General features: G+C 55.9%; 24 protein-coding genes. 6 read left to right on the top strand and 18 right to left on the bottom strand.

Annotated features, from left to right (window positions below; all coding sequences use genetic code 11):
- Positions 1–12: 12 nt before the first annotated feature.
- The 8 genes from zinT to L383_RS16920 form a co-directional block, all read right to left on the bottom strand.
- Positions 13–654 (bottom strand): metal-binding protein ZinT, encoded by a 642-nt coding sequence (gene zinT / locus L383_RS16885; protein WP_023330409.1) that lies wholly within the window; start codon positions 652–654, stop codon positions 13–15.
- A 52-nt stretch (positions 655–706) separates the two neighbouring features.
- Entirely contained in the window at positions 707–1,405 is a 699-nt protein-coding gene (urtE, locus tag L383_RS16890; RefSeq protein ID WP_023330408.1) for an urea ABC transporter ATP-binding subunit UrtE, read from the bottom strand.
- A gap of 9 nt (positions 1,406–1,414) precedes the next feature.
- Complete coding sequence (urtD, locus tag L383_RS16895) at positions 1,415–2,212, bottom strand: urea ABC transporter ATP-binding protein UrtD (protein WP_023330407.1); 798 nt, start codon at positions 2,210–2,212, stop codon at positions 1,415–1,417.
- On the bottom strand, positions 2,212–3,285 hold the full coding sequence (gene urtC / locus L383_RS16900; protein ID WP_023330406.1) for an urea ABC transporter permease subunit UrtC: 1,074 nt from the start codon (positions 3,283–3,285) through the stop codon (positions 2,212–2,214). The genes urtD and urtC overlap by 1 nt, the downstream gene beginning before the upstream one ends.
- Positions 3,285–4,859, bottom strand: coding sequence for an urea ABC transporter permease subunit UrtB (urtB, locus tag L383_RS16905; protein WP_023330405.1), 1,575 nt, complete (start codon positions 4,857–4,859; stop codon positions 3,285–3,287). Before urtB ends, urtC begins: the two co-directional genes overlap by 1 nt.
- A gap of 24 nt (positions 4,860–4,883) precedes the next feature.
- Positions 4,884–6,155, bottom strand: a complete 1,272-nt coding sequence (gene urtA, locus L383_RS16910) for an urea ABC transporter substrate-binding protein (protein ID WP_023330404.1) — start codon at positions 6,153–6,155, stop codon at positions 4,884–4,886.
- Positions 6,156–6,357: 202 nt separating this feature from the next.
- Positions 6,358–7,461: a cobalamin-independent methionine synthase II family protein gene (locus L383_RS16915; RefSeq protein WP_023330403.1), complete on the bottom strand. Its 1,104-nt coding sequence runs from the start codon at positions 7,459–7,461 to the stop codon at positions 6,358–6,360.
- Between the two features lie 156 nt (positions 7,462–7,617).
- Positions 7,618–8,031: a rhodanese-like domain-containing protein gene (locus L383_RS16920; RefSeq protein WP_014883814.1), complete on the bottom strand. Its 414-nt coding sequence runs from the start codon at positions 8,029–8,031 to the stop codon at positions 7,618–7,620.
- Between the two features lie 73 nt (positions 8,032–8,104).
- Here L383_RS16920 and ftrA point away from each other — a divergent pair, with 73 nt between their 5' ends.
- Positions 8,105–9,112: a transcriptional regulator FtrA gene (gene ftrA, locus L383_RS16925; protein WP_032628962.1), complete on the top strand. Its 1,008-nt coding sequence runs from the start codon at positions 8,105–8,107 to the stop codon at positions 9,110–9,112.
- A 228-nt stretch (positions 9,113–9,340) separates the two neighbouring features.
- On the opposite strand, the gene L383_RS16930 is transcribed toward ftrA, so the two are convergent.
- Positions 9,341–9,703 carry a hypothetical protein gene (locus L383_RS16930; RefSeq protein WP_023330401.1) on the bottom strand — a complete coding sequence of 121 codons (363 nt, stop codon included), beginning with the start codon at positions 9,701–9,703 and terminating at the stop codon, positions 9,341–9,343.
- Positions 9,704–9,946: 243 nt separating this feature from the next.
- Here L383_RS16930 and L383_RS16935 point away from each other — a divergent pair, with 243 nt between their 5' ends.
- Positions 9,947–10,177 (top strand): DUF2554 family protein, encoded by a 231-nt coding sequence (locus tag L383_RS16935; protein WP_032629242.1) that lies wholly within the window; start codon positions 9,947–9,949, stop codon positions 10,175–10,177.
- On the opposite strand, the gene L383_RS16940 is transcribed toward L383_RS16935, so the two are convergent.
- Together L383_RS16940 and L383_RS16945 are read right to left on the bottom strand one after the other, a co-directional pair.
- Positions 10,178–12,142: a peptidase U32 family protein gene (locus L383_RS16940; protein WP_023330399.1), complete on the bottom strand. Its 1,965-nt coding sequence runs from the start codon at positions 12,140–12,142 to the stop codon at positions 10,178–10,180.
- Positions 12,143–12,222: 80 nt separating this feature from the next.
- Entirely contained in the window at positions 12,223–12,750 is a 528-nt protein-coding gene (locus L383_RS16945) for a helix-turn-helix domain-containing protein (protein WP_023330398.1), read from the bottom strand.
- A gap of 92 nt (positions 12,751–12,842) precedes the next feature.
- On the opposite strand from L383_RS16945, the gene L383_RS16950 reads away from it, so the two are divergent.
- Positions 12,843–14,099 carry a benzoate/H(+) symporter BenE family transporter gene (locus tag L383_RS16950; RefSeq protein WP_023330397.1) on the top strand — a complete coding sequence of 419 codons (1,257 nt, stop codon included), beginning with the start codon at positions 12,843–12,845 and terminating at the stop codon, positions 14,097–14,099.
- Here L383_RS16950 and L383_RS16955 read toward each other — a convergent pair.
- The gene (locus L383_RS16955) at positions 13,989–14,861 is read right to left on the bottom strand and encodes a helix-turn-helix transcriptional regulator (protein ID WP_014883807.1); all 873 of its coding nucleotides are present in this window, start codon (positions 14,859–14,861) and stop codon (positions 13,989–13,991) included. The two genes, L383_RS16950 and L383_RS16955, sit on opposite strands and share 111 nt — an antisense overlap.
- 174 nt (positions 14,862–15,035) lie before the next feature.
- On the opposite strand from L383_RS16955, the gene L383_RS16960 reads away from it, so the two are divergent.
- Entirely contained in the window at positions 15,036–15,932 is an 897-nt protein-coding gene (locus L383_RS16960) for a DMT family transporter (RefSeq protein WP_023330396.1), read from the top strand.
- A gap of 34 nt (positions 15,933–15,966) precedes the next feature.
- Here the strand turns inward: L383_RS16960 and L383_RS16965 are convergent, their stop codons facing one another.
- A complete protein-coding gene (locus L383_RS16965; protein ID WP_023330395.1) occupies positions 15,967–16,641 on the bottom strand; it encodes a DUF3313 domain-containing protein in 675 nt (224 codons plus the stop codon).
- 135 nt (positions 16,642–16,776) lie between these two features.
- Positions 16,777–18,372 carry an ABC transporter substrate-binding protein gene (locus L383_RS16970; protein WP_023330394.1) on the bottom strand — a complete coding sequence of 532 codons (1,596 nt, stop codon included), beginning with the start codon at positions 18,370–18,372 and terminating at the stop codon, positions 16,777–16,779.
- 111 nt (positions 18,373–18,483) lie between these two features.
- On the opposite strand from L383_RS16970, the gene pepT reads away from it, so the two are divergent.
- Positions 18,484–19,713 carry a peptidase T gene (gene pepT / locus L383_RS16975; protein ID WP_014883803.1) on the top strand — a complete coding sequence of 410 codons (1,230 nt, stop codon included), beginning with the start codon at positions 18,484–18,486 and terminating at the stop codon, positions 19,711–19,713.
- Here the strand turns inward: pepT and tehB are convergent.
- Positions 19,710–20,303, bottom strand: coding sequence for a tellurite resistance methyltransferase TehB (gene tehB / locus L383_RS16980; protein ID WP_014883802.1), 594 nt, complete (start codon positions 20,301–20,303; stop codon positions 19,710–19,712). The two genes, pepT and tehB, sit on opposite strands and share 4 nt — an antisense overlap.
- Positions 20,303–21,304, bottom strand: a complete 1,002-nt coding sequence (tehA, locus tag L383_RS16985; protein WP_023330393.1) for a dicarboxylate transporter/tellurite-resistance protein TehA — start codon at positions 21,302–21,304, stop codon at positions 20,303–20,305. Before tehA ends, tehB begins: the two co-directional genes overlap by 1 nt.
- Before the next feature lie 122 nt (positions 21,305–21,426).
- Between tehA and ydcK the strand changes: the two genes are divergently transcribed.
- Positions 21,427–22,407, top strand: coding sequence for a YdcK family protein (ydcK, locus tag L383_RS16990; protein WP_023330392.1), 981 nt, complete (start codon positions 21,427–21,429; stop codon positions 22,405–22,407).
- On the opposite strand, the gene rimL is transcribed toward ydcK, so the two are convergent.
- Both rimL and L383_RS17000 read right to left on the bottom strand, forming a co-directional pair.
- On the bottom strand, positions 22,402–22,941 hold the full coding sequence (gene rimL / locus L383_RS16995) for a 50S ribosomal protein L7/L12-serine acetyltransferase (RefSeq protein ID WP_023330391.1): 540 nt from the start codon (positions 22,939–22,941) through the stop codon (positions 22,402–22,404). The two genes, ydcK and rimL, sit on opposite strands and share 6 nt — an antisense overlap.
- Positions 22,942–22,997: 56 nt before the next feature.
- Positions 22,998–24,653: a glucan biosynthesis protein D gene (locus L383_RS17000; RefSeq protein ID WP_023330390.1), complete on the bottom strand. Its 1,656-nt coding sequence runs from the start codon at positions 24,651–24,653 to the stop codon at positions 22,998–23,000.
- Positions 24,654–24,706 lie beyond the last annotated feature (53 nt).

Raw genomic sequence — 24,706 nt, 5'->3', positions numbered from 1 at the left:
GGCAATAAAGCATCAGTGGTGCAACATTTCTTCTACCACCTGCTCTTTGTACATCTCATTCGGATAATAGGTCGGCCAGTTATCCATCTCTTTCAGCAGCGCCTCGTGGGAGGTGTTGCCCATAAAAATATGGAAGTGCGAGGACGCTTTCGGCCCGATGGTATGGTCGCTGAACTGCACAAACTTCGGCGCCGTGCTGCTGGCATCCTGACACTCAAACAGATAGCGAACGCCTTTTTTGCCTGACGCATAGGTCAGAATTTTGTAGCCGCTGTAATTATAATGGCAACGGCTAACCGCTTTGCCCTTGTGGAACTCCATCACGTTATTTTCAATGCCAATGGCATCCACGTCCGTCGCATAGCCTTTACGATAATAGGCTTTCACCTCGTCGAAGGTTTTGCTTTTATCCTTCTGCGCTTTCTGTTTGAAGACCGGATCCAGCGATCCATCCAGCAGGAAAGGATAAACGGACTGCCAGGTACCGTCCCAGTCAGACAGCGCTCTGTCCTTCACGTCTTTATCCTCAAACACGCCGTTCGCCGCTTTCTGCTCCGCTTCGGTCATCTGATGACCGTGCGAGTGCGCTAACAGCTGGCCGCTGACCAGCAGCGCCCCCAGAGTCATGATCCATTTACCAAAATGTGCAGCCAAAATAACCCCCTCATTCCGTTTTATAAGAATGAGAATGTTATATTATAACATATCAAATCGCAACCAGCCCGCGAACGCCCTCCTGCGCCATGTTTTCCCCCCGTCCACGCTGGATAATGGTGCCGCGCGACATCAGGAGATAGCTGTCGGCCAGCTCGGCGGCAAAGTCGTAAAACTGCTCGACCAGCAGGATCGCCATATCGCCTCTGTTCGCCAGCGTGCGGATCACCTGGCCAATCTCTTTTATCACCGAAGGCTGAATGCCTTCCGTCGGTTCATCCAGAATCAGCAGCTGCGGGCGGCTTGCCAGCGCACGGCCAATCGCCAGTTGCTGCTGTTGTCCGCCGGAGATATCGCCTCCGCGGCGGTGCTTCATCTCTTTGAGCACCGGGAAAAGCTGCCAGATCTCCTCCGGTACCTGCTTCGCCTCGCGGGCGGAAAAGCGCGACAGCCCCAGCAGAAGATTTTCTTCCACGGTCAGGCGCGGAAAAATCTCGCGTCCCTGTGGGACATACGCCACGCCAGACTGGACCCGCTGGTGCGGTTTGCTGTGGGTGATCGTCTTACCCTGCCAGATGACCTCCCCGGTTTTCGCCGGGATCAGCCCCATCAGACACTTCAGCAACGTCGTTTTCCCGACGCCGTTGCGCCCCAGCAGGCAGGTGACTTCTCCGGTGGCGGCCTCAAAACTGACGCCGCGCAGGATATGGCTTCCACCGTAATACTGATTCAGTTCGTTAACCTGTAACATCTTCTCTCCTTAGCGCCCCAGATAGACCTCAATCACCTGCTCGTTGGCCTGCACCTCGCGAAGCGAGCCTTCGGCCAGCACGCGCCCCTGATGCAATACCGTCACGTGGTCGGCAATGGTTTCGACAAAGCCCATGTCGTGCTCCACCACCATCAGGGAGTGCTTACCCGCCAGGGTTTTGAACAACTCGGCGGTGTATTCCGTCTCTGCGTCGGTCATCCCGGCGGCGGGTTCGTCCAGCAGCAACAGATGCGGATCCTGGACCAGCAGCATACCTATCTCCAGAAACTGCTTTTGCCCGTGCGACAGCAGCCCGGCGCGGCGATCGCGTTCGTTGCCAAGACGCAGTAAAACCAGCATCTCATCGATGCGATCGCGTTGCTCACCGTTGAGTTTTGCCCGCAGGCTCGCCCAGACGGATTTATCGGTTTTCATGGCGATCTCAAGGTTTTCCCACACCGTCAGCGCCTCAAAGACCGTGGGTTTCTGGAACTTTCGCCCGATCCCCTGACGGGCAATGGCCGCAGGCTCCAGCGCGGTCAGGTCGATCGATTGATCGTAAATAGCCCTCCCGCTTTTTGGTCGCGTTTTGCCGGTGATCACATCCATCAACGTGGTTTTACCGGCTCCGTTGGGGCCAATCACGCAGCGCAACTCGCCCACGCCGATATTCAGCGAGAGATCGGTCAGCGCCTGGAAACCGTCGAAATTGACGTTAATGGCCTCAAGCTGAAGCACCGGATCCGTCTGGTCACGGTAGCGGTCGCCGGGCAACTGGCGGGTAAATAATCCTTCCGTTGGCTGCATTATTTCTCTCCCTTACGAAACAGACCGTAGACACCGCGTGGTAAGAACAGCGTGACGGCGATAAAAATCAGCCCCAGGAACAGCTGCCAGTACTCCGGCATGGCGACGGTGAAAAAGCTCTTCGCCCCGTTCACCAGCGCCGCGCCAATCACCGGCCCCACCAGCGTGCCGCGCCCGCCCAGCGCCACCCAAATGGCGGCTTCTATCGAGTTCGTCGGTGACATTTCACCGGGGTTGATAATGCCCACCTGCGGAACATAGAGCGCCCCCGCCAGGCCACACAGCACCGCGGAGAGCGTCCAGACCAGCAGTTTGAACCCGCGCGGGTCGTAACCACAGAACGTCAGACGGTTTTCTGCGTCACGAACGGCGGTCAGGATTCGGCCAAATTTGCTTTTTGCCAGCGCAAATCCCGTCCCCAACGCCAGGAGCAGCAACAGTACGGTCGCCAGAAACAGTGCAATACGCGTGGAGGTTTCCGTCACCGAAAATCCGAGCAGCGTGGTAAAGCCGGTGAAACCGTTATTGCCGCCAAAACCGGTCTCGTTGCGAAAGAACAGCAACATCCCGGCATAGGTCAGCGCCTGGGTCATAATCGAGAAATAGACCCCTTTGATCTTCGAGCGGAAGGCAAACCAACCAAACACCAGCGCCAGCAGCCCCGGCACCATGACAATCAGCACCAGCGCCCAGGCGAAGTGTTGGGTGCCCCACCAGAACCACGGCAGCTCACTCCAGGAGAGAAATGACATAAACGCGGGCAGACCGTCACCCGCCGCCTGGCGCATCAGATACATGCCCATCGCATAACCGCCGAGTGCGAAAAAGATACCGTGCCCAAGAGACAGCATACCGGCATAGCCCCACACCAGATCGAGCGCCACCGCAACGATGGCATAGCAGAGGATCTTACCCGTCAGCGTCAGCATCCAGGTCGATAACGCCAGCGGATGCGTTGCAGGCAGTAAGGCGAAAAACGGTAATATCAGCAGACACGCCACCAGCAGGCTGCCTGCGATCTGCGTTGTGCGTGGCGCTTTGCGCGCCAGCGTTAAGGTAAGCGGCTGGCTCATCAGTCAATAACCCTCCCTTTCAGCGCAAATAACCCCTGAGGACGCTTCTGAATAAACAGCACGATCGCCACCAGAATCACGATCTTGCCCAGCACCGCGCCCATCTGTGGTTCAAGGATTTTATTGAAAATGCCCAGACCAAAGGCCGCGGCCACGCTCCCTGCCAGCTGGCCCACGCCACCGAGCACCACCACCAGGAACGAGTCGATGATGTATCCCTGGCCCAGCTCCGGTCCGACGTTACCCAGCTGGGATAATGCCACGCCGCCTAACCCGGCAATGCCGGAGCCCAGCCCGAATGCGAACATATCGACACGCCCTGTCGGCACCCCACAGCAGGCAGCCATGCTGCGGTTTTGCGTCACCGCGCGCACGTTGAGCCCCAGACGGGTTTTATTCAGAATCAGCCAGGTAAAGAACAGTACCAGCAGCACAAAACCCAGCACCACAATACGGTTCCACGGCAGCGTCAGGTTGGCGAAAACCTGTACCCCGCCGGAAAGCCATGCCGGGTTCGCCACCTCCAGGTTCTGGGCGCCAAACGTCATGCGCACCAGCTGGATAAGCATCAGGCTGATGCCCCACGTTGCCAGCAGCGTTTCCAGCGGACGACCGTACAGATGACGGATCACGGTGCGCTCCAGCACCATTCCGATTGCCGCCGTCAGGCAGAACGCGACCGGTAAGGCGATAACCGGATAGAGCGCCAGCCACTGTGGCGCGAGGCTGGTCATGGCCTGCTGCACCATCCAGGTGGCATACGCGCCCAGCATCAGCATTTCACCGTGCGCCATATTGATGACGCCCAGCAGGCCGTAGGTGATAGCCAGCCCCAGCGCGGCCAGCAGCAGCACCGAACCGAGGGAAAGCCCCATAAACGCCTGACCCAGCAGATCGCCCCACATCAGGCGGTGCGTTATCTGATTAAGGCTCTCTTCGGCAGCGGCGCGAACGCCGGCGTCCGGCTCAGTCTGCGCCTGGGTATACGGGGTGAGTCGGGACACCACGTCCGGATCGTCGGACTGGCCTAACAGTTCAGCAGCGTGGCGACGCACCTCCGCCTGCGGGCTTGCCAGCTGGAGATTCGCCACCGCCAGCAGCAGCGTCTGACGCGCTACCGCATCCGTTTCACGGTTTACCCGATTTTCCAGAAAAGGGAGCATCGCAGGTTGCGCATCTCGCTGCAGTTGACGGGCCGCCGCCCGCCTTTCCGTGACACTGTCACTTACCAGCTGATGCGTAGCGATAGCCGTGGCAGCAAGTACGCGCAGTCGGTTCGTCAGCCGTACCGCTTTGGTCTGCCCTTCAGTCGCCTTTGCTTCACCGAGGGGAACCATTCCGCCATTACGCTGCGCAAAAGCGTGCTTTTGGCTGTCGGTATACAGGTTTTCCTTTTGCAACGCCTGAAGCAGCGGCAGCCTGGCGGCATCCGGCGCGGCGGCCCACTGCGTCAGTAATTCCGCCTGCTGGGTGCGGCTGGCAGCAACGAAACGATCGGCATCCGATGCCTGCGCCATCCCTGGCAGCAGTCCGGTAAGCCATATAAGAGCGACGATCGTGCGCATGACGTTCATGGCTTGTCTCCCTGAGGTGATGGCTTAGTTGCTGGCAGTTTTCATCGGCTGGTCGGGCTTTTTGTCATTCCCGGCGATGAACGGACTCCACGGTTGTGCGCGGACCGGCTGTTCCGTCTGCCACACCACGTTGAACTGGCCGTTGCCTTCAATTTCACCGATCATGACCGGCTTATGCAGATGATGGTTGGTAGCATCCATGGTGAGCGTAAAGCCGGAAGGCGCTTTAAACGATTGGCCGGCCATTGCGGCACGTACTTTATCTACGTCGGTCGTGCCCGCTTTTTCCACCGCCTGCGCCCACATATGGATCCCTACGTAAGTGGCTTCCATTGGGTCGTTGGTGACGACAGTGTCGGCATTCGGCAGTTTGTGCGCTTTCGCATAGGCTTTGTAATCCGCCACGAAGGCCTGGTTAGTGGGGTTGTCCACGGACTCAAAATAGTTCCACGCCGCCAGGTTACCCACCAGCGGTTTGGTGTCGATACCGCGCAGCTCTTCCTCACCGACGGAGAACGCCACTACCGGCACGTCGGTTGCTTTCAGCCCCTGGTTTGCCAGCTCTTTATAGAACGGCACGTTGGAATCGCCATTGATGGTCGAGACTACGGCAGTTTTGCCGCCTGCGGAGAATTTCTTGATGTTGGCGACAATCGTCTGGTAGTCGCTATGACCAAATGGGGTGTAAACCTCTTCGATGTCCTTATCCTCAACGCCTTTCGAATGCAGGAACGCGCGCAGGATCTTGTTGGTGGTGCGCGGGTAGACGTAGTCGGTGCCCAAGAGGAAGAAGCGCTTCGCCGCGCCGCCGTCTTCGCTCATCAGGTATTCCACCGCCGGGATGGCCTGCTGGTTCGGTGCGGCACCGGTATAAAAGACGTTGGGTGACATTTCTTCACCCTCATACTGCACCGGATAGAACAGCAGGCCGTTCAGTTCCTCAAAAACAGGCAGCACCGATTTACGCGAAACGGAGGTCCAGCAGCCAAACACCACCGCAACTTTATCCTGGCTCAGCAGCTGGCGCGCTTTCTCGGCAAACAGCGGCCAGTTTGAAGCGGGATCCACCACCACCGGCTCCAGTTTTTTCCCCAGTACGCCCCCTTTGGCGTTGATCTCGTCAATGGTCATCAGCGCGACATCTTTCAGAGGGGTTTCGGAGATGGCCATCGTGCCGGACAAAGAATGCATGATCCCCACTTTGATGGTATCGGCCGCCTGCAAACCAAAACTCATTCCCATCGCCACGACGGACGCGGATAACGCAAAGGCTTTTAATAAGGTACGACGCTGCATATTTTCACTCCTGAAAAAGAACGCTGTGCAAAAACGTCCGTTACGGCATGGACGCGGAAAAAAATGTGTCAGCGAAGCAGGAGCAAAAAGGATGCCAGAATGAACATTGCGCTATGGCGGGAGATTGAACGCGGGATGTAAAGAGAACGACTCAGAATGGCACAGCGCTGCACTTTTATAATGCAGCGCTGGGGCGGTGTTTTTACCAGACTTCACTGGCGATCTGTGTCACCAGACGGACTTTGTCCCACTGCTGAGTTTCACTCAGGCTGTTGCCCTCTTCGGTCGAGGCAAAGCCGCACTGCGGGCTGAGGCAGATCTGCTCTTTGGCCACGTATTTTGCCGCCTCTTCCAGACGGGCTTTAACCCCTTCCGGGTTCTCCAGCTCTCCGTTTTTGGTGGTTATCAGACCCAGCACCACCTGCTGCTTGCCCGGGCGAATAAAGCGCAGTGGCGCAAAATCACCGCTGCGGTCGTTATCATATTCTAGGAAGAAGGCATCTACGTTCACCGTACCGAACAGCACTTCCGCCACCGGCTCGTATCCCCCTTCCGAAATCCAGGTTGAACGGAAGTTGCCGCGGCAGACATGCAGCCCGATGGTCAGATCGTCCGGTTTACCTTCCAGCGCCTTGTTCAGCACGCGGGCGTAGATCTGCGCCAGTTCATCGGCATCATCGCCGCGCTCGCGGATCTGACGACGCTGATCGTCAGAACAGAGGTAGGCCCAGACGGTGTCGTCAAGTTGCAGGTAACGGCAGCCTGCATCATAGAAGGCCCGGATAGCGTCGCGCCAGGTGGTCGCCAGATCGTCAAAATAGACGTTCAGGTCCGGGTAAACCGTCGCGTCGATATCTTTGCGGCCGCCGCGGAAATGAAGGACGCTTGGGCTGGGAATGGTCATCTTCGGCTGCGCATTACCGCTGATGCTTTTCAGATAGCGGAAATCGTCCAGCATCGGATGATCGCCAAAGCCCAGCTTGCCGGTGACGCGCACGCCGTGGGCTTTGGTCTGTACACCGTTGAACTGAATACCCTGCTGCGAATCGTAACGCTCAACCCCCTGCAGGCCATCGAAGAAATCGAAGTGCCACCAGGCACGGCGAAATTCACCGTCGGTCACCACATGCAGACCGCACGCACACTGCTGCTCGACGACGTGGCGAATGGCATCGTCCTCCACCGCGCGAAGCTGTGCAGCATCTATCTCACCGCTGGCGAACTTCAGGCGGGCCTGTTTAATGGCATCTGGACGTAAAAAACTGCCTACTACATCGGCGCGGTATGGGGCGTGCTGTCGTTGCATGGAAATCTCCTCTGTCTGACGGTAATAATTGCCGGCAGTGATAATTCATTATTTGAATCTTTAGACTTCTGGATGTCTAAATGTCCAAAAAAGATGTCATACCTCACCGGCTCCGGCAAACGAGAAAATTTCACGGGTGTTGAAAAAAATTCATCTTCACAGGGCGGAAACGGATCCCTGACTGGCAAACGCGTAGCGTTCATCTTCCCAGCCGGTGATACCGCCCAGCATGATTTTGACCGGCAACCCGAGTCGCGCCAGCTTCAGCGCAGCCCTGTCCGCGCCGTTACAGTGCGGCCCCGCGCAGTAAACGACAAACAGCGTGCCGTCCGGCCACCGGGCCATGCGTTCAGCAGTTATCTGGCTCCACGGCATGTGCAGTGCGCCGGGGACATGACGTCGGGCAAATTGTTCCGCACTCCCTACCACATGCAGCAGCACGAAGTCCTGCTCATGACTGGCGATGGCATGATGCACATCGGCACAGTCGGTTTCGACACTCAGGCGACGCAGAAAATGGGTAACGGCTTCCTGCGGCTCGGCAGCCGGAAATTCAGTAACATAGCTCATGATCCTTCCTCATCTTTGGCGTTTGTGTTAACACTACTCTATCCACAAATTCAGCCCATGAATGCGCTTGCTTATGCCAGAAAACAGCAAAAAGATGACAAACTTAAGACAGGTTTCCCGCCCTCAGGTGGTGGTGCTGGCGTATGACGGCCTCTGTACCTTTGAGTTTGGCGTGGCGGTTGAGATTTTTGGCCTGCCACGTCCTGAGCTGGGCGACGCCTGGTATCGCTTTGCTGTGGCAGGTGTGGATAGCGGAGAATTGCGGGCGACGGGCGGGATCCGCATGGTGACTGATGGTGATTTGAGCCTGCTTGAGTCTGCGGATCTGATCGTGGTTCCCGGCTGGCGGGGACTGGACGCGCCGGTTCCCTGGGCCCTGTGCGACGCATTGCGCCAGGCCAGCGCTCGTGGATGCCAGCTGCTGTCCATCTGCTCGGGTGTGTTTGTGCTGGCCGCAACGGGACTGTTGAACGGGCGCAAAGCCACAACCCACTGGCGCTACATTGAGGCGCTTAAAGCCCGCTACCCTGACATCGACGTGGTTGAAGACGTACTCTATCAGGACGAGGGGGATATTCTGACTTCTGCTGGTAGCGCGGCGGGCATCGATCTCTGTCTGCACGTCGTCCGCCGGGATTATGGCATGGAAACCGCCAACAGCGTGGCGCGTCGGCTAGTTATTCCTCCCCACCGGGATGGTTCGCAGCCGCAACAGCTGAGCCGCCCGGTGGCACAGCTACGGGAGAGCCAGCGTCTGGGGCAGCTGTTTGATTTCCTGCACAACCATCTCGTTGAACCGCACAGCGTCGACTCGCTGGCGCGTCGGGTGGGCATGAGCCAGCGTACCTTCCTTCGTCGCTTCGAGGCGGCAACGGGAACGACACCGTCGCGCTGGCTGATCAATGAGCGTCTGTTGAGAGCAAAAGATTACCTGGAAAGCAGTCGGATGAGCATCGACAGCATCGCTGAACAGACCGGTTTTGGACAGGCGGCGACGTTGCGCCACCACTTTCGTCAGCAATTTGCCCTTTCGCCGGCCCAGTACCGCAAGCAATTTTCGCGTCCAGGTCCTGCCCGCTGAGGGATCCCCACAACATAATACCGACACAGACGCCCCTCTCCCTGAGGGAGAGGGCTGGGATGAGGGGCACATACGCGAAATGGCAAAAAAAAACCGCCATTATCTGGCGGTAAATGCTTGCATGGATAGATTTGTATTTTGGTCTCTACGTCCCCGACGCTCCATGGTCGGGCTGCGGATCCCTTACAAACTAACACTGATTAACTTAACGAAAGCTAAACAGCTCTATTAACTCGCCTTCGTGTTGATTTGCAAATAACGCATCAGACCCTGTTCGGCGCTCTGTTTTGCTTCATCATTAATCGCTTCGAGATAAAACGAACGCGAAACACCATAGGGGGCTTTTTCAGAAGGATACACCGCAAACTGGAATACTTTTCCTCTTGCCTGATGCAGGCAATCTAATTCCCAGCGCTGATCGTCTACTTGTTTGCTATTGCAGGCTACACGCCCGTAATCGCTGGTTAAATATGAACCAACACGAGTTTCTGCGGACTGAATATATTCTGGTTCGTCATTCCCGATATAGCGAACCCCTGCCGTAGCACCCACGGCAGCCACGAGGAGCGCAAACGCGATTATTTTTTTCATTTATTAAGACTCATTCCTTAGCCAGAGAATCCCTATTATATAGGATTATCCCTAATTCAAACGCCTGTTTATGGTCCAGAAGTGGTAGTTGACAGTGCCTTACGCACATTTAGGATATTTCTTAAAAACAATTCTGAGCCAACACTATTTGACATTTTCTTTGCCGTACTTTGAATTATTGAATAATAACACTAAGAAATAATCGCCATGATTATCCCCGCAACGTCACTCAGCGGTGAAACCATGATTAAAAAAGGGTTATCTCTCGTCATGCTTATTTGTGCGCTGTTTTCAGGGCAGCTTATGGCCGGGCACAAAGGGCATGAATATGTATGGGTAAAGAATTTGGGGCATCAGCTGCGGCACGAGGCCGACAGCGATGAATTACGCAGCGCAGCGGAAGAGTCAGCGGAGGGTTTGCGCGAACACCACCTGTGGCAGAAATCGCGCAAACCGGAGACGCACGTAAGGTAGTTAGCTCCCCTTACGTTTTGGCAGGGTTTTCATCAGATCGTCAGGACTGACGGAAGCGACAATGCTGCCCGGCTGCGGCATTTTGAAAATATGGTTTTTCATCTTGCCAATAACATGCATTTCGCAGGGACGGCAGTCAAACTTCAGGGTAAGGACTTCATCACCGTTGACCAGCTGCATGGGCGTCGCTTTCCAGCTCTTAATATTGCCTTTTGCCTGTTTCGGGCACAGATTGAAGGCGAAGCGGAGACAGTGCTTGGTGATCATCACCGGCACGTCGCCCTTCTCTTCATGCGCTTCATAGGCCGCGTCGATCAGCTGCACACCGTGGCGATGATAGAATTCACGCGCCTTATGGTTGTAGACGTTCGCCAGGAAAGATAAATGCGTATCCGGGTATACCGGGGCCGGAACAACTTCCGCTTTACGGCTACCGCGTGGATACTGGGCCAGACGCGCTTCATCCAGCAGCTCTGCCGTTTCACGGCGGAACTGGTTAAGCAGGCTGTTCGGCACAAACAGCGCGTCCGGCAGGTTAACCTCGATAGCGCGCGCGTAGTAAATCGTCTGCCCCAGCTTCGCCACGCCATCCTTCAGGCTGTTAAGCGCTTTTTCCGCGTTGTTTGCCACCTCGAACAGGCCATCCAGCGTATGCGTCACGCTGATACCGTCTTCACAGGTCATGGTCAGAATCAGCTGTTCTTCCCAGCCGCCAAGCTCGATATCCACCGCGATACGACGCTCGCTGGAGGTTTTCAGCAGCGCCTGCTGCCAGTTATGATCGAGGTTACGGTTAAGTGGCGCGTTCGGACGCGCCTTGTAGAGATCGGCAGGCATTTCATTCGGCCATACGCGATAGCGATTTTCACCGGTTTTTTCGACCGTATTAGCCCTGAAGCCCACCACTTCACGCTTAATCATCACGTTCAGGCCATCGCCATTCGCCAGCGGCTCCGTCACTTCAACATCAAGATGATCTTTCGCCACCTTCAGCACTTCACCGACCGGTAAACCGATGAACTTCGGTGAGTCGAACGCGCCGATATCGCCTTTACGGGCGTTCACGAAATAGTCCGTGCTGCCGCGGTGGAAGGTTTTGTCCGTCGACGGAATAAAGAAATGCTCGGTACGACCTGCCGACGCGCGCGCCAGATCGCCGCGGTCTTCGATGATGGCGTCCAGCATCTGACGGTAGTGCGCGGTGATATTCTTCACGTAGCTCATATCTTTATAACGCCCTTCAATCTTGAAGGAACGGACGCCCGCATCAATCAGCGCGCCCAGGTTGGCGGTCTGATCGTTATCCTTCATGGAGAGGAGGTGTTTTTCGAACGCCACTACGCGGCCCTGATCGTCTTTCAGGGTATACGGCAGACGGCAGGCCTGCGAACAGTCGCCACGGTTGGCGCTACGGCCCGTCTGGGCGTGGGAAATGTTGCACTGACCGGAATAGGCCACGCACAGCGCGCCGTGGATAAAGAACTCGATCGTCGCGTCTGTCGCCTGGTGGATATCACGGATCTGATTCAGGTTCAGCTCACGGGCCAGAACGATCTGCGAAAAGCCGACGTCGGAGAGGAACTTCGCCTTCTCCACCGTGCGGATATCACACTGGGTACTGGCGTGCAGTTCAATCGGCGGAATATCCAGCTCCAGAACCCCCATGTCCTGAACAATCAGGGCATCGACGCCGGTCTGATAGAGATCGGCGATCAGTCGTTGCGCAGGCTCCAGCTCATCATCATGAAGAATGGTGTTCAGGGTCACGAACACTTTCGCCCCGAAACGGTGGGCGAACGGCACCAGGTCGGCAATATCGCGCAGGCTGTTGCTGGCGTTATGGCGGGCACCAAAGCCAGGGCCGCCAATATAGACGGCGTCCGCGCCGTGAAGGATCGCTTCACGGGCAATGGCGGCGTCACGGGCCGGGCTTAAAAGTTCAAGATGATGGGATTGCAGGCGCATACTTCGTCGTTATCCGTTATGGTCAAAATGGCGGCTATTGTAGTCAGAAGTCTACGACAGCGAAACAGTTTTGCGTAGCCTCAGCGGGGATAATGGATCAGAGAGTGAAAATGCACCGGCTGGTCGCTGCTGTTGCGGTAGGCATGCGGTTTATCACCGGCAAAACGGACGCCCGAGTCGGCATAAACCGTCTGCCATTCGCCGTCGATTTTCATCTCCAGCTCTCCGCTAATGACCACCACATGTTCAATCACGCCCGCCTCATGGGGCGTGGATTCGCTCAGGGCACCCGCCGCCAGCGTAATTGAGAAATGATCGAACCTCAGGGTCTCATCCCACGGAAAGAGCGGTTTGACGACCATCGCCTGCTGCTGCGGATCAAACACAGCCTGCCTGTCTGCCTCTGGCGTGATGAACGCGGAAAACGGAACGTTCAGCCCGGTGGCGATTTTCCACAGGGTCGATACCGTCGGGCTGGATTCATTGCGCTCAATTTGGCCGAGCATCGCTTTCGACACGCCGGCCTCGTCCGCCAGCTTTGACAGGCTCCAGCCGCGGGCCTGACGCAGTGTTTTCAGTGTTGCTGCAAGATGTTGTGTGATGTCCATGTTCCCTCCTGGTGCCGATGATCATACCACTTGTACGCTATAACGCACAGTGCTACCGTAATACGGACGTTATAACGCACAACGGAGTTGCCATGCGCCCTTCCTCTCATCTTATTCCAGTCACACTGGCTGGATTTGTCGCCGTCCTGGTGGGTTATGCCAGTTCGGCCGCCATTATCTGGCAAGCCGCCGCCGCGGCAGGTGCCAGCGCGCAGCAAATCGCGGGCTGGATGACCGCGCTGGGGATTGGGATGGGGGTCAGCACGCTGGCGCTCTCCTGGTGGTTTAAAGCGCCGGTACTGACGGCCTGGTCAACCCCCGGGGCCGCCCTGCTCGCCACCAGCCTGCAAGGGGTGACGCTGTCTGAAACTATCGGTGTATTTATCTTCGCTAACGCGCTTATTTTACTCTGCGGCATTACGGGGCTTTTCGCCCGTCTGATGACGCTGATCCCCCATTCGCTCGCGGCCGCCATGCTGGCAGGCGTGCTTCTGCAGTTTGGCCTGCACGCGTTTGCGCATCTTGACGGCCACTTTCTGCTGTGCGGTAGCATGATTGCCGCGTGGCTGCTGGCAAAAGCGCTGGCGCCGCGCTATGCCATCGTGGTTACGCTGCTGGCAGGTGGTCTCGTGGCATGGATAAGTGGTGACGTTGCCACCGATAAAGTCAGCCTCTCCGTTGTGATGCCTGAGTTTATTGCCCCCGACTTTACTTTTACCAGCCTGGTGAGTATCGGTTTGCCCTTCTTCCTGGTGACCATGGCCTCGCAGAATGCGCCGGGCTTCGCCACGATGAAAGCTTCCGGCTACTCGCTGGCGGTCTCACCGCTCATCATCGTTACCGGTGGCCTGGCGCTGCTGCTTTCCCCCTTTGGCGTCTTCTCCATCTGCATCGCGGCCATTACCGCCGCCATCTGTCAAAGCGCTGATGCCCACCCGGATACGACTAAACGCTGGCTGGCGGCCATTGCAGCCGGTGGGTTTTATCTGCTGGCTGGGGTTTTCGGCGGGTCTATTACCGGGATCATGGCTGCACTGCCGCTGAGCTGGATCCAGACCCTGGCGGGGCTGGCGTTGCTTGGAACCCTCAGCGGGAGTTTATTTCAGGCCCTGAATCATGAAGCCGAACGTGACGCAGCCATCGTCACGTTTCTGATGACCGCGAGCGGCGTCACCCTTCTGGGCATCGGTTCGGCATTCTGGGGGCTGGTGCTGGGCGGGATATGCTATGCCCTGTTTTCACGCGCTCGCCGCGCGCAGCTGGGACGGCGTCATACCCATCACGCTGCGGAAACGGTTACTGAAGTGGCTGGCGGAGTTAAATCCGCAGGCCAGCGCGATGTCCGTTAGTGGCATTGCGCTATGCTGCACCAGGTTTTTTGCTTTTTCCATGCGTCGCTGCATCACGTACTGATGCGGTGCCAGCCCCGTCGACTGGCGGAACATGCGGGCAAAATGGTATTCGCTGAGGGCTGCCTGCGCCGCCAGCTCGGCCAGGGTTAACGGCTGGCCAAGATGCTCTTCTATGAAGGCCAGCACGTTGCGCAGAACGAAAGGCGATAAGCCGCCGGTGACGACCGGCAGCTTCCACTGAACGTTGGAGTAGTTTTGCAGCAGATGGGTCATCAGCAACGTGGATGCTGTACTCAGGGTGAGCTGATTGGCCTGCTGCTGCCAGTCGCAGCCAAGTAAAAACTGGCGATACAGCGCGGTGATCTTCGGGTCACTGCCAAAAATGCGTTCGTCCAGCGTCAGCGACAGCGGCCGCTTATCCCAGATTTTTTCGCCCACGTCGCGCAGGTGTTCATCGGTGCAGTAGAGATGGACAAACGACAGGTCATCACGGATATCCCACGTCGATTCACTCTCTTTCGGCATCAGGCAGAAACGGTCCGGTCCCCCGCCGTTCTTCCAGCCGCCCGGCGTTTTTTGATAGCTCTCATAACCGTCGGCCACGTACAGGCTCAGGGTGTGATGATTGCTTTTAACCGTTATCGTATCGTGCTTGTTGTACCACGCCGCCAGTTGAATACCCGAGTTCAGCGAGACCGTCTCCCGCAGGACGGCATTCTGCTGACTAAGCGTTTCAAAGGTATCGTAAGCGTGAGACATAACCGTTAGCGCGTGAGTGATCGAACTGTCAGTCTAAGAATTGTTGTTCCCCGTTGCCAGTCCCCCGGAGAGAAAAAAGCGCAAGATTTTGCAAGTCTGCCGCAAGCCGGTGAAAGCCCACGGCGCTTTTCAGCGCCATACTGCGGGCTTTCGTGGTTTGAGAAGAGAAATGATATGAACGCATTATTATACGGACTGGTCGTGGTCATCTGGGGAACCACCTGGATTGCCATTTTCCTGCAGCAAGGTCCCGTGGCGGCCCCGGTGTCGATTTTCTGGCGTTTCGCCGTGGCCAGCGCCACGATGATGGTGGTGTTACTTGCCCTGCGTCGACTGCGTAAGCTGGCGCTACGGGATCACCTTTTTTGCATGCTTCAGGGATGCTGCGTTTTCTGCTTTAACTTCTGGTGCTTTTATACCGCGGCCGCGCACATCAATACCGGGCTGGAATCCGTCATCTTCTCCATGGCGGTGCTCTATAACGCCATTAATAGCTTTATTTTCTTTGGGCAGCGCCCGCCCGCGCGTTTCTGGACGGCGGCGGCATTGGGTCTGGTCGGGATTATTACCCTTTTCTGGGACGATCTACTTGCCAGCGGCTGGAGCGTATCGCTTCTGACGGGCATTGGCCTTTCTGCGCTCGGAACCTATGGTTTCTCGCTGGGCAACATGATCAGCATGCGCCATCAGCGCAGAGGCCTGGAAACCATGACCACCAACGCCTGGGCGATGCTTTACGGTACGCTGGTGATGGGCTGCATTGCCCTCTTCAGAGGGGACAGCTTTACCCCGGAATGGACGGTGAGCTACATCGGCGCACTGCTCTATCTGGCTCTGTTTGGTTCGGTGATTGCTTTCGGCGCTTACTTCACGCTGGTCGGGCGTATTGGCCCCGGGAAAGCGGCGTACAGCACGCTACTCTTCCCGCTGGTAGCGCTCTCCATCTCAACGGTGTATGAAGGCTACGTCTGGCATCTCAACGGGATCGTCGGTTTACTGCTGATTCTGGGTGGGAATATGGTGATGTTCACTAAACCCGAAACCTGGTTCAGGCGTTTACGGACGGCGTAAAAAAACGGCCTGCAATCTGCAGGCCGTGCATGATTTATTTTGCTGTTTTATGCACATCAAACATGGTGGCATCTGTCGCCATATCATCCACAACCTGCTTCAGCGTCGCAAAGGTCATTGGCGTACTTTCGTTGCTCAGCTCTTTACCTTCGCCCTTACGAACCACCTTCATCACCGGTTTGTTGGTGGCTGCGTCGATCAGCTCACCTTCAAAGAAGAGATGGGTATCCATGGTGCGATGGCCGGTTGCCATCTGCGTCCCCGCCACCACCAGCGCGACAGGCACCACTTCGTAGAACTGCAGGCCTTCTTTCTGCGAACTCACCCCTGTAATGGCACCCCGGAAAATCAGGCTATGTTTACCTGGTGTCGCCACTATAGGCTTACGAGTACCAATAGCCGTTTTCATTTTGGTATTGGTGTAGTTCAACAGCTCATCAAGGGTTTTCTGCCCAATCTGAGTGGTCGGTTTAGGCGTAGGGTAATAGGTAATCGGCGTCCAGATAATACTGTCGTAATTCGCTTCGTTATAATTAGGATCGACCCAGCGCAGCGTCGGTTTGCCCGTCGCAGATGTCGTCTGTTGCAAGCCGGAGTAATCTTTTAAAAAGCCTGAATATTGTTCGGGGGCGGCGACTTTTGAAGAACAGCCTGCCAGGGCCAATAAACCAGTAAGCACTGCAACTTTAAAAAAAGTTTGAGTACGCATGATAGTTTTCCATGTTATCTGCAAGTATGCATTTGAAGTTATAGCAAAAGTCAGGCGGGTTTGTTGTGACAAAAAATGATGTAAGTAGCACAAATTGCAAAAAGAAGGCCCAGCTTCATACCGGGCAGCGAAAAATTACGGATTGATATCCACCTGCCAGAAGATATGTTTGCCAAACGGATCGATTTCGTAGCCTTTCACCTCCTTGCGCACCGGCTCGAAAATCGTTGAGTGGGCAATCATGACCGCCGGCATCTGGTCATGCATCATCTGCTGGGCCTCTTGATACAGCGCCACACGTTTATCGTGATCGGTTATCGATTTTGCTTCGGCGATGAGGTTATCAAACGGTTTATAGCACCATTTCGCCGAATTGGAGCCGCCATTTGCCGACGTACAGGTAAACAGCGGACCAAAGAAGTTGTCAGGATCGCCCGTTGCGGTCGTCCAGCCCATCAGCGCAGCCTGATGCTCCCCGCCCTTCACCCGCTTGAGGTATTCTCCCCATTCGTAAGTGACAATGTGGGTTTGTACGCCGATTTTCGCCCAGTCAGCCTGAATCATCTCGGCCATACGTTTCGCATTCGGGTTATAGGGCCGCTGCACCGGCATCGCCCACAGGTCAATACTCACGCCGTTAGCAAGACCCGCCTCTTTCAGCAACGCTTTTGCTTTTTCAGGATCGTACGCGTAATCCTTTAGCTCGCTGTTGGCGCTCCAGACGCCGGGCGGTAACAGATTTTTCGCGACGGTTCCGGTGCCGTGGAACACCGCGTCGATAATGGCGGGCTTATTGATGGCCATCGCCAGCGCCCGGCGGACGTTCACATTATCCAGCGGCGGTTTTTGCGTATTAAACGCCAGGAAACCGGTATTCAACCCGGCTTTGCTCATCAGGTTAATATTTTTATTGGCTTTCATGCGCGGCAGGTCCGCCGGGTTCGGGAACGGCATTACCTGACACTCGTTCTTTTCAATTTTGGCAAAACGTACGGAGGCATCCGGCGTGATGGTAAACACCAGCCGGTCCAGCTTTGATTTGCCCTGCCAGTAGTCGGCAAACGCCGTGAACAGGATGCGGGAATCTTTTTGATACTGCGCCAGCTTAAACGGCCCGGTGCCGATCGGCTCCATATCCACCTTCTCCGGCGTGCCTGCTTTCAGCATCGCATCGGCATACTCGGCAGAGAGAATCGAGGCAAAATACCAGGCCAGATCGGCGACAAACGGCGCTTCCGGGTGTGCCAGGGTAAAGCGCACGGTGTGGTCATCGACTTTATCAATGGCGGTTATCAGGCTGCCAAACTCCAGGCTTTCAAAGTTGGAGTAGCTGCCGTTAGAGACGTTGTGATAAGGATGATTGACGTCTTTCTGGCGCATAAACGAGAAGATCACGTCATCGGCGTTAAAATCCCGGGTCGGCGTGAAGGATTTATTGCTCTGAAATTTCACGCCCTGGCGCAGATGGAAGGTGTAAACCTTACCGTCATCGCTCACCTCCCAGCGCTCTGCCAGGCTCGGCACCAGTTCTGTGGTGCCGGGTTTGAAATCGACCAGCCGGTTATAGACCGGTACGGCGCTGGCATCCACGCTGGTGCCTGAGGTATATAACTGAGGATTAAAATTTTCCGGTGACCCTTCGGAGCAATACACCAGCGTTTTCGCGGCAACGGAGGAACTGACCGTAAGCGCAGCAAGTGCCAGCATTAATGTTGTGCGTTTGCTTGTCATCATTTATTCCTGTCTTTTTAATTCGACGGCTAATTAATTCTTTTGCCATTTCATAAATAACATTAAAGTGATGTGGCAAACACCCGAAAAATAAATAAGGAAGAAAACACTATGGGCACGCCGCTTTCCAGACAATTAACACATCGTTTTTTCCGCTATCTCGCCATTACCAGTCAGAGCGATCCCAGCGTCAAAACCTTACCCTCAACACCGGGGCAGCACGAGATGGCACGAGAGCTGGCGCAGGAGCTGGCACAGCTGGGTTTAGACGACATTGTGATCGACGAATTCGCCACGGTAACGGCGGTTAAAAAAGGTAATGTACCCGGCGCACCGCGCATTGGATTTATTACTCACATTGATACCGTGGACGTGGGATTATCGCCGGATATTCATCCGCAAATATTAACGTTTACCGGTGAAGATCTCTGTCTGAATAAAGAGAAAGGGATCTGGCTACGGGTAAGTGAGCATCCGGAAATTCTGTCTTACCCGAATGAAGAGATTATTTTCAGCGACGGTACCAGCGTATTAGGCGCAGATAATAAAGCAGCGGTGACCGTGGTCATGACCGTGCTGGAAAACCTGACCTCTGAGCATAAACATGGCGACATTGTGGTCGCGTTTGTACCCGACGAAGAGACTGGCCTTAAGGGGGCAAAAGCGTTAGATCTGAAACGATTCGACGTCGACTTTGCCTGGACCATCGACTGCTGCGAGCTGGGGGAGATTGTCTATGAGAATTTTAATGCGGCAGCCGCTGAGATCCGCTTTACCGGCGTAACGGCGCACCCGATGTCTGCTAAAGGGGTGCTGGTAAACCCGTTATTAATGGCGACCGACTTTATCAACCAGTTTGACCGCCAGCAAACGCCAGAGTGCACGGAGGGCCGTGAAGGCTACATCTGGTTTAACGGCATTCAGGCCGGGCAGAACGAGGCCGTTCTGAAGGCCAATATTCGGGACTTTGACAAGGACAACTTTGCTTCCCGCAAGCAGCAGATTGCTGATGTCACCGCACGGATCGCCGCCCGGTATCCGACGGCAAAAGTGGACTATCGCATTGAAGAGACTTACAGCAATATCAGCAATGCGATTGGCGAAGACAGGCGTGCCATCGATCTGATGTTTGCGGCGATGGAATCACTGGGTATCACCCCAAAACCGACGCCGATGCGCGGCGGTACAGACGGCGCAGCGCTCTCGGCAAAAGGGTTGCTCACCCCGAACTTCTTCACCGGCGCGCATAACTTCCATTCGAAGTTTGAATTCTTGCCGCTGTCGTCGTTCGAGGCGTCTTACCACACTGCCCTGCAACTCTGCCTGCTGGCCGCGCGTTAAGCAGGCTTGCGCGCCAGCATCGTAGCAAAGCGCAGCTTGATGCGGTTGCCGTGTTCATCGGTGCGGTGCAGTTCGCCAACCTCTTCGTTGTATTTGAGCAACTCCCAGCCTTCATAGTAGTTGCTCAGTTCACCGCTTTTAAACGCAAACGGGAAGCCGACGGTGCACGGATAATCCGCCGTGTCCATCGCGGCAACGATCAGGTTATAACCGCCAGGTTTGGTGCAACGCTGCATATTGGCGATAAGACCCGGAATGGTTTTTGCCTCCAGGAACATCAGCACCACGGTAGACAGAATAAAGTCATACTCGCCGTCAATGCTCAGGTTGTTGAGATCCTTGATGGCCGAGTGAAGATTCTCAATGCCTTCTGCCGCTTTGATGCGCTCGATATTATCGATGCTCATCGGATTTTTATCCCAGGCAGTGACCTCGTACCCGTTGGCCGCCAGATAAAGGCTGTTACGGCCATTGCCACAGCCCAGATCCAGGGTTTTACCCGGTTTCACGATCCCCGCGCTGTACACCACCTCTGAGTGTGTACGGGTTAAACCATATTTCTCTGTGAAGTAATTTTCATCGACGGACATTATTTTTCCTCAGATTGCATAAGCAGTGCTTTTTCAGTGCGCAGCAGAAGTTTGCCCTGAAGCAGCAGAATAAAAGTACGGACCAACAGGATCCCAATGATGACGTTGGTGAAGATAAAAAGCGGTACGGCAATCACGTGGAAAAAGCCCGACGGGCTGCTGTGCCCCAGATGCAGCCCGGTGGTTGCCAGTGCGGATATACCAAAGGAGAAACTCCAGAAAGAGGCATTAAACGGCTGGGATACGTACCAGGGCAACAGACGCAGCATAAACAGCAATTGCAACAGGCCATAACCGAACAACATTTTGGCAAAGGTGTCGGCTTCACCACCGTTAACGCTAAACCAGGCGCTACAGGCCACCAGCGCGGGCGCAAGCTGAATCCCCAAAGAGGTGCGCTGCGCGGTCGGAAGTTCTCCGGCACTGCGAAGGCGCTGAAGTATAACCGGCTCCAGGCTGAGCCAGGAGAAGACACCCGCCCCCAGGAACACGAAACCGGCGTCGTTAAACCCCAGGGCGCCGCACGCCATGGCGCTAATAAAATTATTCGCCACGGTTGGCAAATATAAACCCGGCGTCGTGGCTTCTTGCGGATGGTTGCCGCGCCAGAGTCCCGCGCTTTGCCAGGCGGAATAAGACAGCTGTGTCACCACCCCCACGCCAAAAAGCACGACTGAAATCGGGCGGCACCAGGGCACAAAACCGATGGCGACCAGCATCGTCGTCGCCGGAAAAAGACTGACAAAGCTACTCATCACCGGATGCCTCATCTCTGCCAGCACGCTGCGCGGGAAACGGATCGCGCGGATGATAAAGGCCACCGTCAGCAAAAACCAGCACGTAACGGCAAGGGCCACCAGCGCATCACCCGGCCACCGTGTCACCGGCCAGAGCGTGCTGGCGTATCGCCAGGCGAAACCCATGCCAATGATGCCAAGCACCATGCCAAAATACCCAGCGGGCAAGTTAAGCACTTTCTGTGGGGGATTGAGTTTATCCATTAATTTTAATTTTTAAAATGTATTTTAAATGCCATTTTAAGGGGTTTCCGCAACGGATGCCAGCACAACGAAAAACCAAAAGTTTGCTACGTTTAGTGAAGACGCTTATCAGGGATCACACGATGAAAAAGTATCGGCTCAGCGATGAAACCCGCCTCTGGCAATGGAAAAGCGGCGAAACAACCCACACGACAACCTTACGGCAGATCATCGCCACGGCAGATTTTAACGATGTCACGGCCGGTACGAAAGGTGGCTGGATTGATGACGCGCGCGCCCTGTCACAGAATGGGGATTGCTGGATCTATGACGAGAACAGCGTGGTGTTCGCCGGTGCTACCGTGTCGGATCACGCGCGCCTGACCCTGCCCTGTACCGTCAGCCATGACGCCCGCATCAGCGGTCACTGCTGGCTGGACAGCGCCGAAGTCAGTCACGGCGCGCGGATAAGTGACAACGTCACCATTCAGCACTCCTGCGTGCGGGGCGAGTGCCACATCTTCGGCGACGCGCGCATCCTGCATAACAGCGTCATCATCGCCGCCAAAGGACTGACGCCGGACCACGACCAGATCCTGCAAATCTATGACAAAGCGACGGTAAGCCGGTCGCGCGTTGTGCATCAGGCACAGATCTACGGCGAAGCGATGGTGAACAATGCGTTTATTGAACACCGCGCTGAGGTATTCGACAGTGCGATCCTCGAAGGGAACGATCTCAATAACGTCTGGGTGTGCGACTGCGCAAAGGTATATGGTCACGCCCGTCTGATTGCCGGTTTCGACGACGACGCCATCCCCACCGTGCGCTACAGTTCGCAGGTGGCGGAAAATGCCGTCGTGGAAGGCAACTGCGTCATTAAGCACCACGTCCTGATCGGCGGTCAGGCATGGCTGCGCGGGGGGCCGATCATGCTTGACGATAAAGTGGTGATTCAGGGACGCGCCCGGATCAGCGGCGATGTGTTGATCGAGCATCGGGTTGAAATCACCGACGATGCAGTCATTGAAGCCTTTTCGGGTGAGAGCATTCACCTGCGTGGCGAAAAGGTGATTAACGGCGACCAGCGCATCACCCGCACACCGCTGCTGGGGGCGCTATAGGGTAAAAATCTTCCCGTAGATGTTCACATCGTCAAAGCGGCCATTCAGGTATTCCGCTTCCCGCAGGCACCCTTCCAGCGTAAAACCGTTGCGCCGGGCAACGTTGTTGCTGCTCTGATTCGCCACCCGGCACTTAATCACAAAACGGCGGATCTCGCCGCGCTCAGCGTAATAGCGCATAAACGCCTGCAATGACTGAGAGAGGATTCCCTTCCCCTGATGCGCCTCGTCCAGCCAGTAACCGATATAACCCGCTTTGTTGGCAGGCTCTATCGAATTAAACGACAGCACGCCGACCAGCGCATCATCCCGGAAGATCAAAAACATTTTGGCGTAGCCGCGCTGGTGCAGCATCTGGTTACTTAGCACATTGCGGCGGGTATCCTCTTCCGCGCCCACGTGCTGCGCCCAGTCAAAGGCGGTTTGCAGCCAGGTTTTGTTTTTGACGACGAGGTGATGGAAATCGGCGGTATAGCGCTCTTCGACGGCGCGAAGCTCGATATTCTGGGTAACGGGGATAATTTCTGCAGACATGGTGCCCCTCAATTGCCGGGTGGCGCTAACGCTTACCCGGCACAATCCCACAAGGATTAACGCATTATCCGGTCATCAACGTAGTGACGTTTATCCGGCGCTGGCGGGAAATACTGATACAGCCAGGTTTCACTGATGGCATCACCCTGACAGCGCAGGAAAAGGCGCATATCTACCGGCTCGGTCGAATCCGAGGTTGGGTACCAGTCAAACAGAATGCGATAACCGTCAAACGGTTCTACGTACAGGATCTCAACCTGCTTCGCTTCACCGCTGGAGAGAGTAATCACCGGCTCGATGCCTTTTGGAGCAGCGGCCTTCAGGTCGCCACCGACAAAGTCGATAGCAAAGCGGCGCGCCCACACTTTCGGGTAATTTTCACCTGGCGCCCAGCCTTCCGGGAAACCGCCCATGCCGGTGCGGGTGGCGAAAACATTAGCCAGCGGGGAACGCACCGGCGGCATTGCGCTCCAGTACAGGCGATATTTAAAGTCCAGCTCGTCGCCCGCTTTCACCGTTTTCTCCGGCTGCCAGAAGCAGACCACGTTATCCAGCGTTTCACCGGTGGTCGGGATCTCCATCAGACCAACCGAGCCTTTACCCCAGTCGTTGCGCGGTTCTACCCACAGGCTTGGACGCTTGTTATACCAGCCCATCACGTCCTGATAGTGCGAGAAATCACGATCCAGCTGCAGCAGACCAAACCCTTTTGGGTTTTTGTCCATATAGGCGTTGAACTGCAGCTTCTGCGGGTTGTTCAGCGGACGGCAGATCCACTCTCCGTTGCCGCGCCACATCGCCAGACGGTCTGAGTCATGGATTTGCGGGTGGATGGTGTCGCACATGCGTCGTTCGTTATTGCCGCAGCTGAACATACTGGTCATCGGCGCGATGCCGAGCTGTTTAATGTCTTTACGCGCATAGAGGTGGTTTTCCACCTCCATGATCACCTGGCTCTTCTCGCAGTGGATCACGAACTTATAGGCACCGGTAATGCTCGGGCTGTCCAGCAGCGTATAGACGGTAAACGTGGTGTCACCTGGCTTAACGGTTTCAAACCAGAAGGAGGTGAAGTCCGGGAACTCTTCCGGCGTGTCAGTAAAGGTGTCTACCGCCAGACCGCGCGCGGAAAGGCCGTACTGGTAGGTATCGTCAACCGCACGGAAATAGCTTGCGCCGAGGAAAGAGACGATATCGCGACGCGCCAGTTCCGGCGCCTTAAAGGCGCGGAAGCCTGCAAAGCCAAGATCGCTTTGCCCTTCCAGCTGTTTGGTATCCACACCGGTTTCACCGTAGCTGAACAACTCCGGTCGGAAGTGGATCTCACGCGCCATAGAGGTCGACTGGTCCAGCGAGAACATCCGCACGCGGCGGCGGAACCCCATTCCCATATGGAAGAACTGCACGTCCAGCTGACGCCCTTCAATGTTGTTCCACAGAGACTGCTTCTCATCGTAGCGGATGGCGTTGTACGCCTGCGGCGTCATGGTGGCCAGCGTGTCCGGCAGCGGACGTGGCGCACCACCCCAAGGGGTTTTCGCCAGGTCATGCGCCATGGATTGCAGTACGGAGAAGTCAAAACGACGGCTCTGACCGTCAGCGATGTCAGAGTCAGCAGCGTATGCCGCTTTGGAAAACAGGGAAGCAAGGCCAGAGGTGCCGCTCAGGGCTGCCACTGCCAGCGAGCCTTTTAGAAAACGTCTGCGATTCATGCCTGGAAAAACGTCCTTATGGTCGTGTGAATGTGTTTCGCGCTCGGCGAAAT

The sequence above is a fragment of the Enterobacter sp. MGH 37 genome (genome assembly GCF_000534515.1).
Lineage (GTDB): Bacteria > Pseudomonadota > Gammaproteobacteria > Enterobacterales > Enterobacteriaceae > Enterobacter > Enterobacter kobei.
The sequence above is the reverse complement of the archived record's forward strand: the minus strand, read 5'-3'. Positions and strand labels throughout refer to the sequence as shown.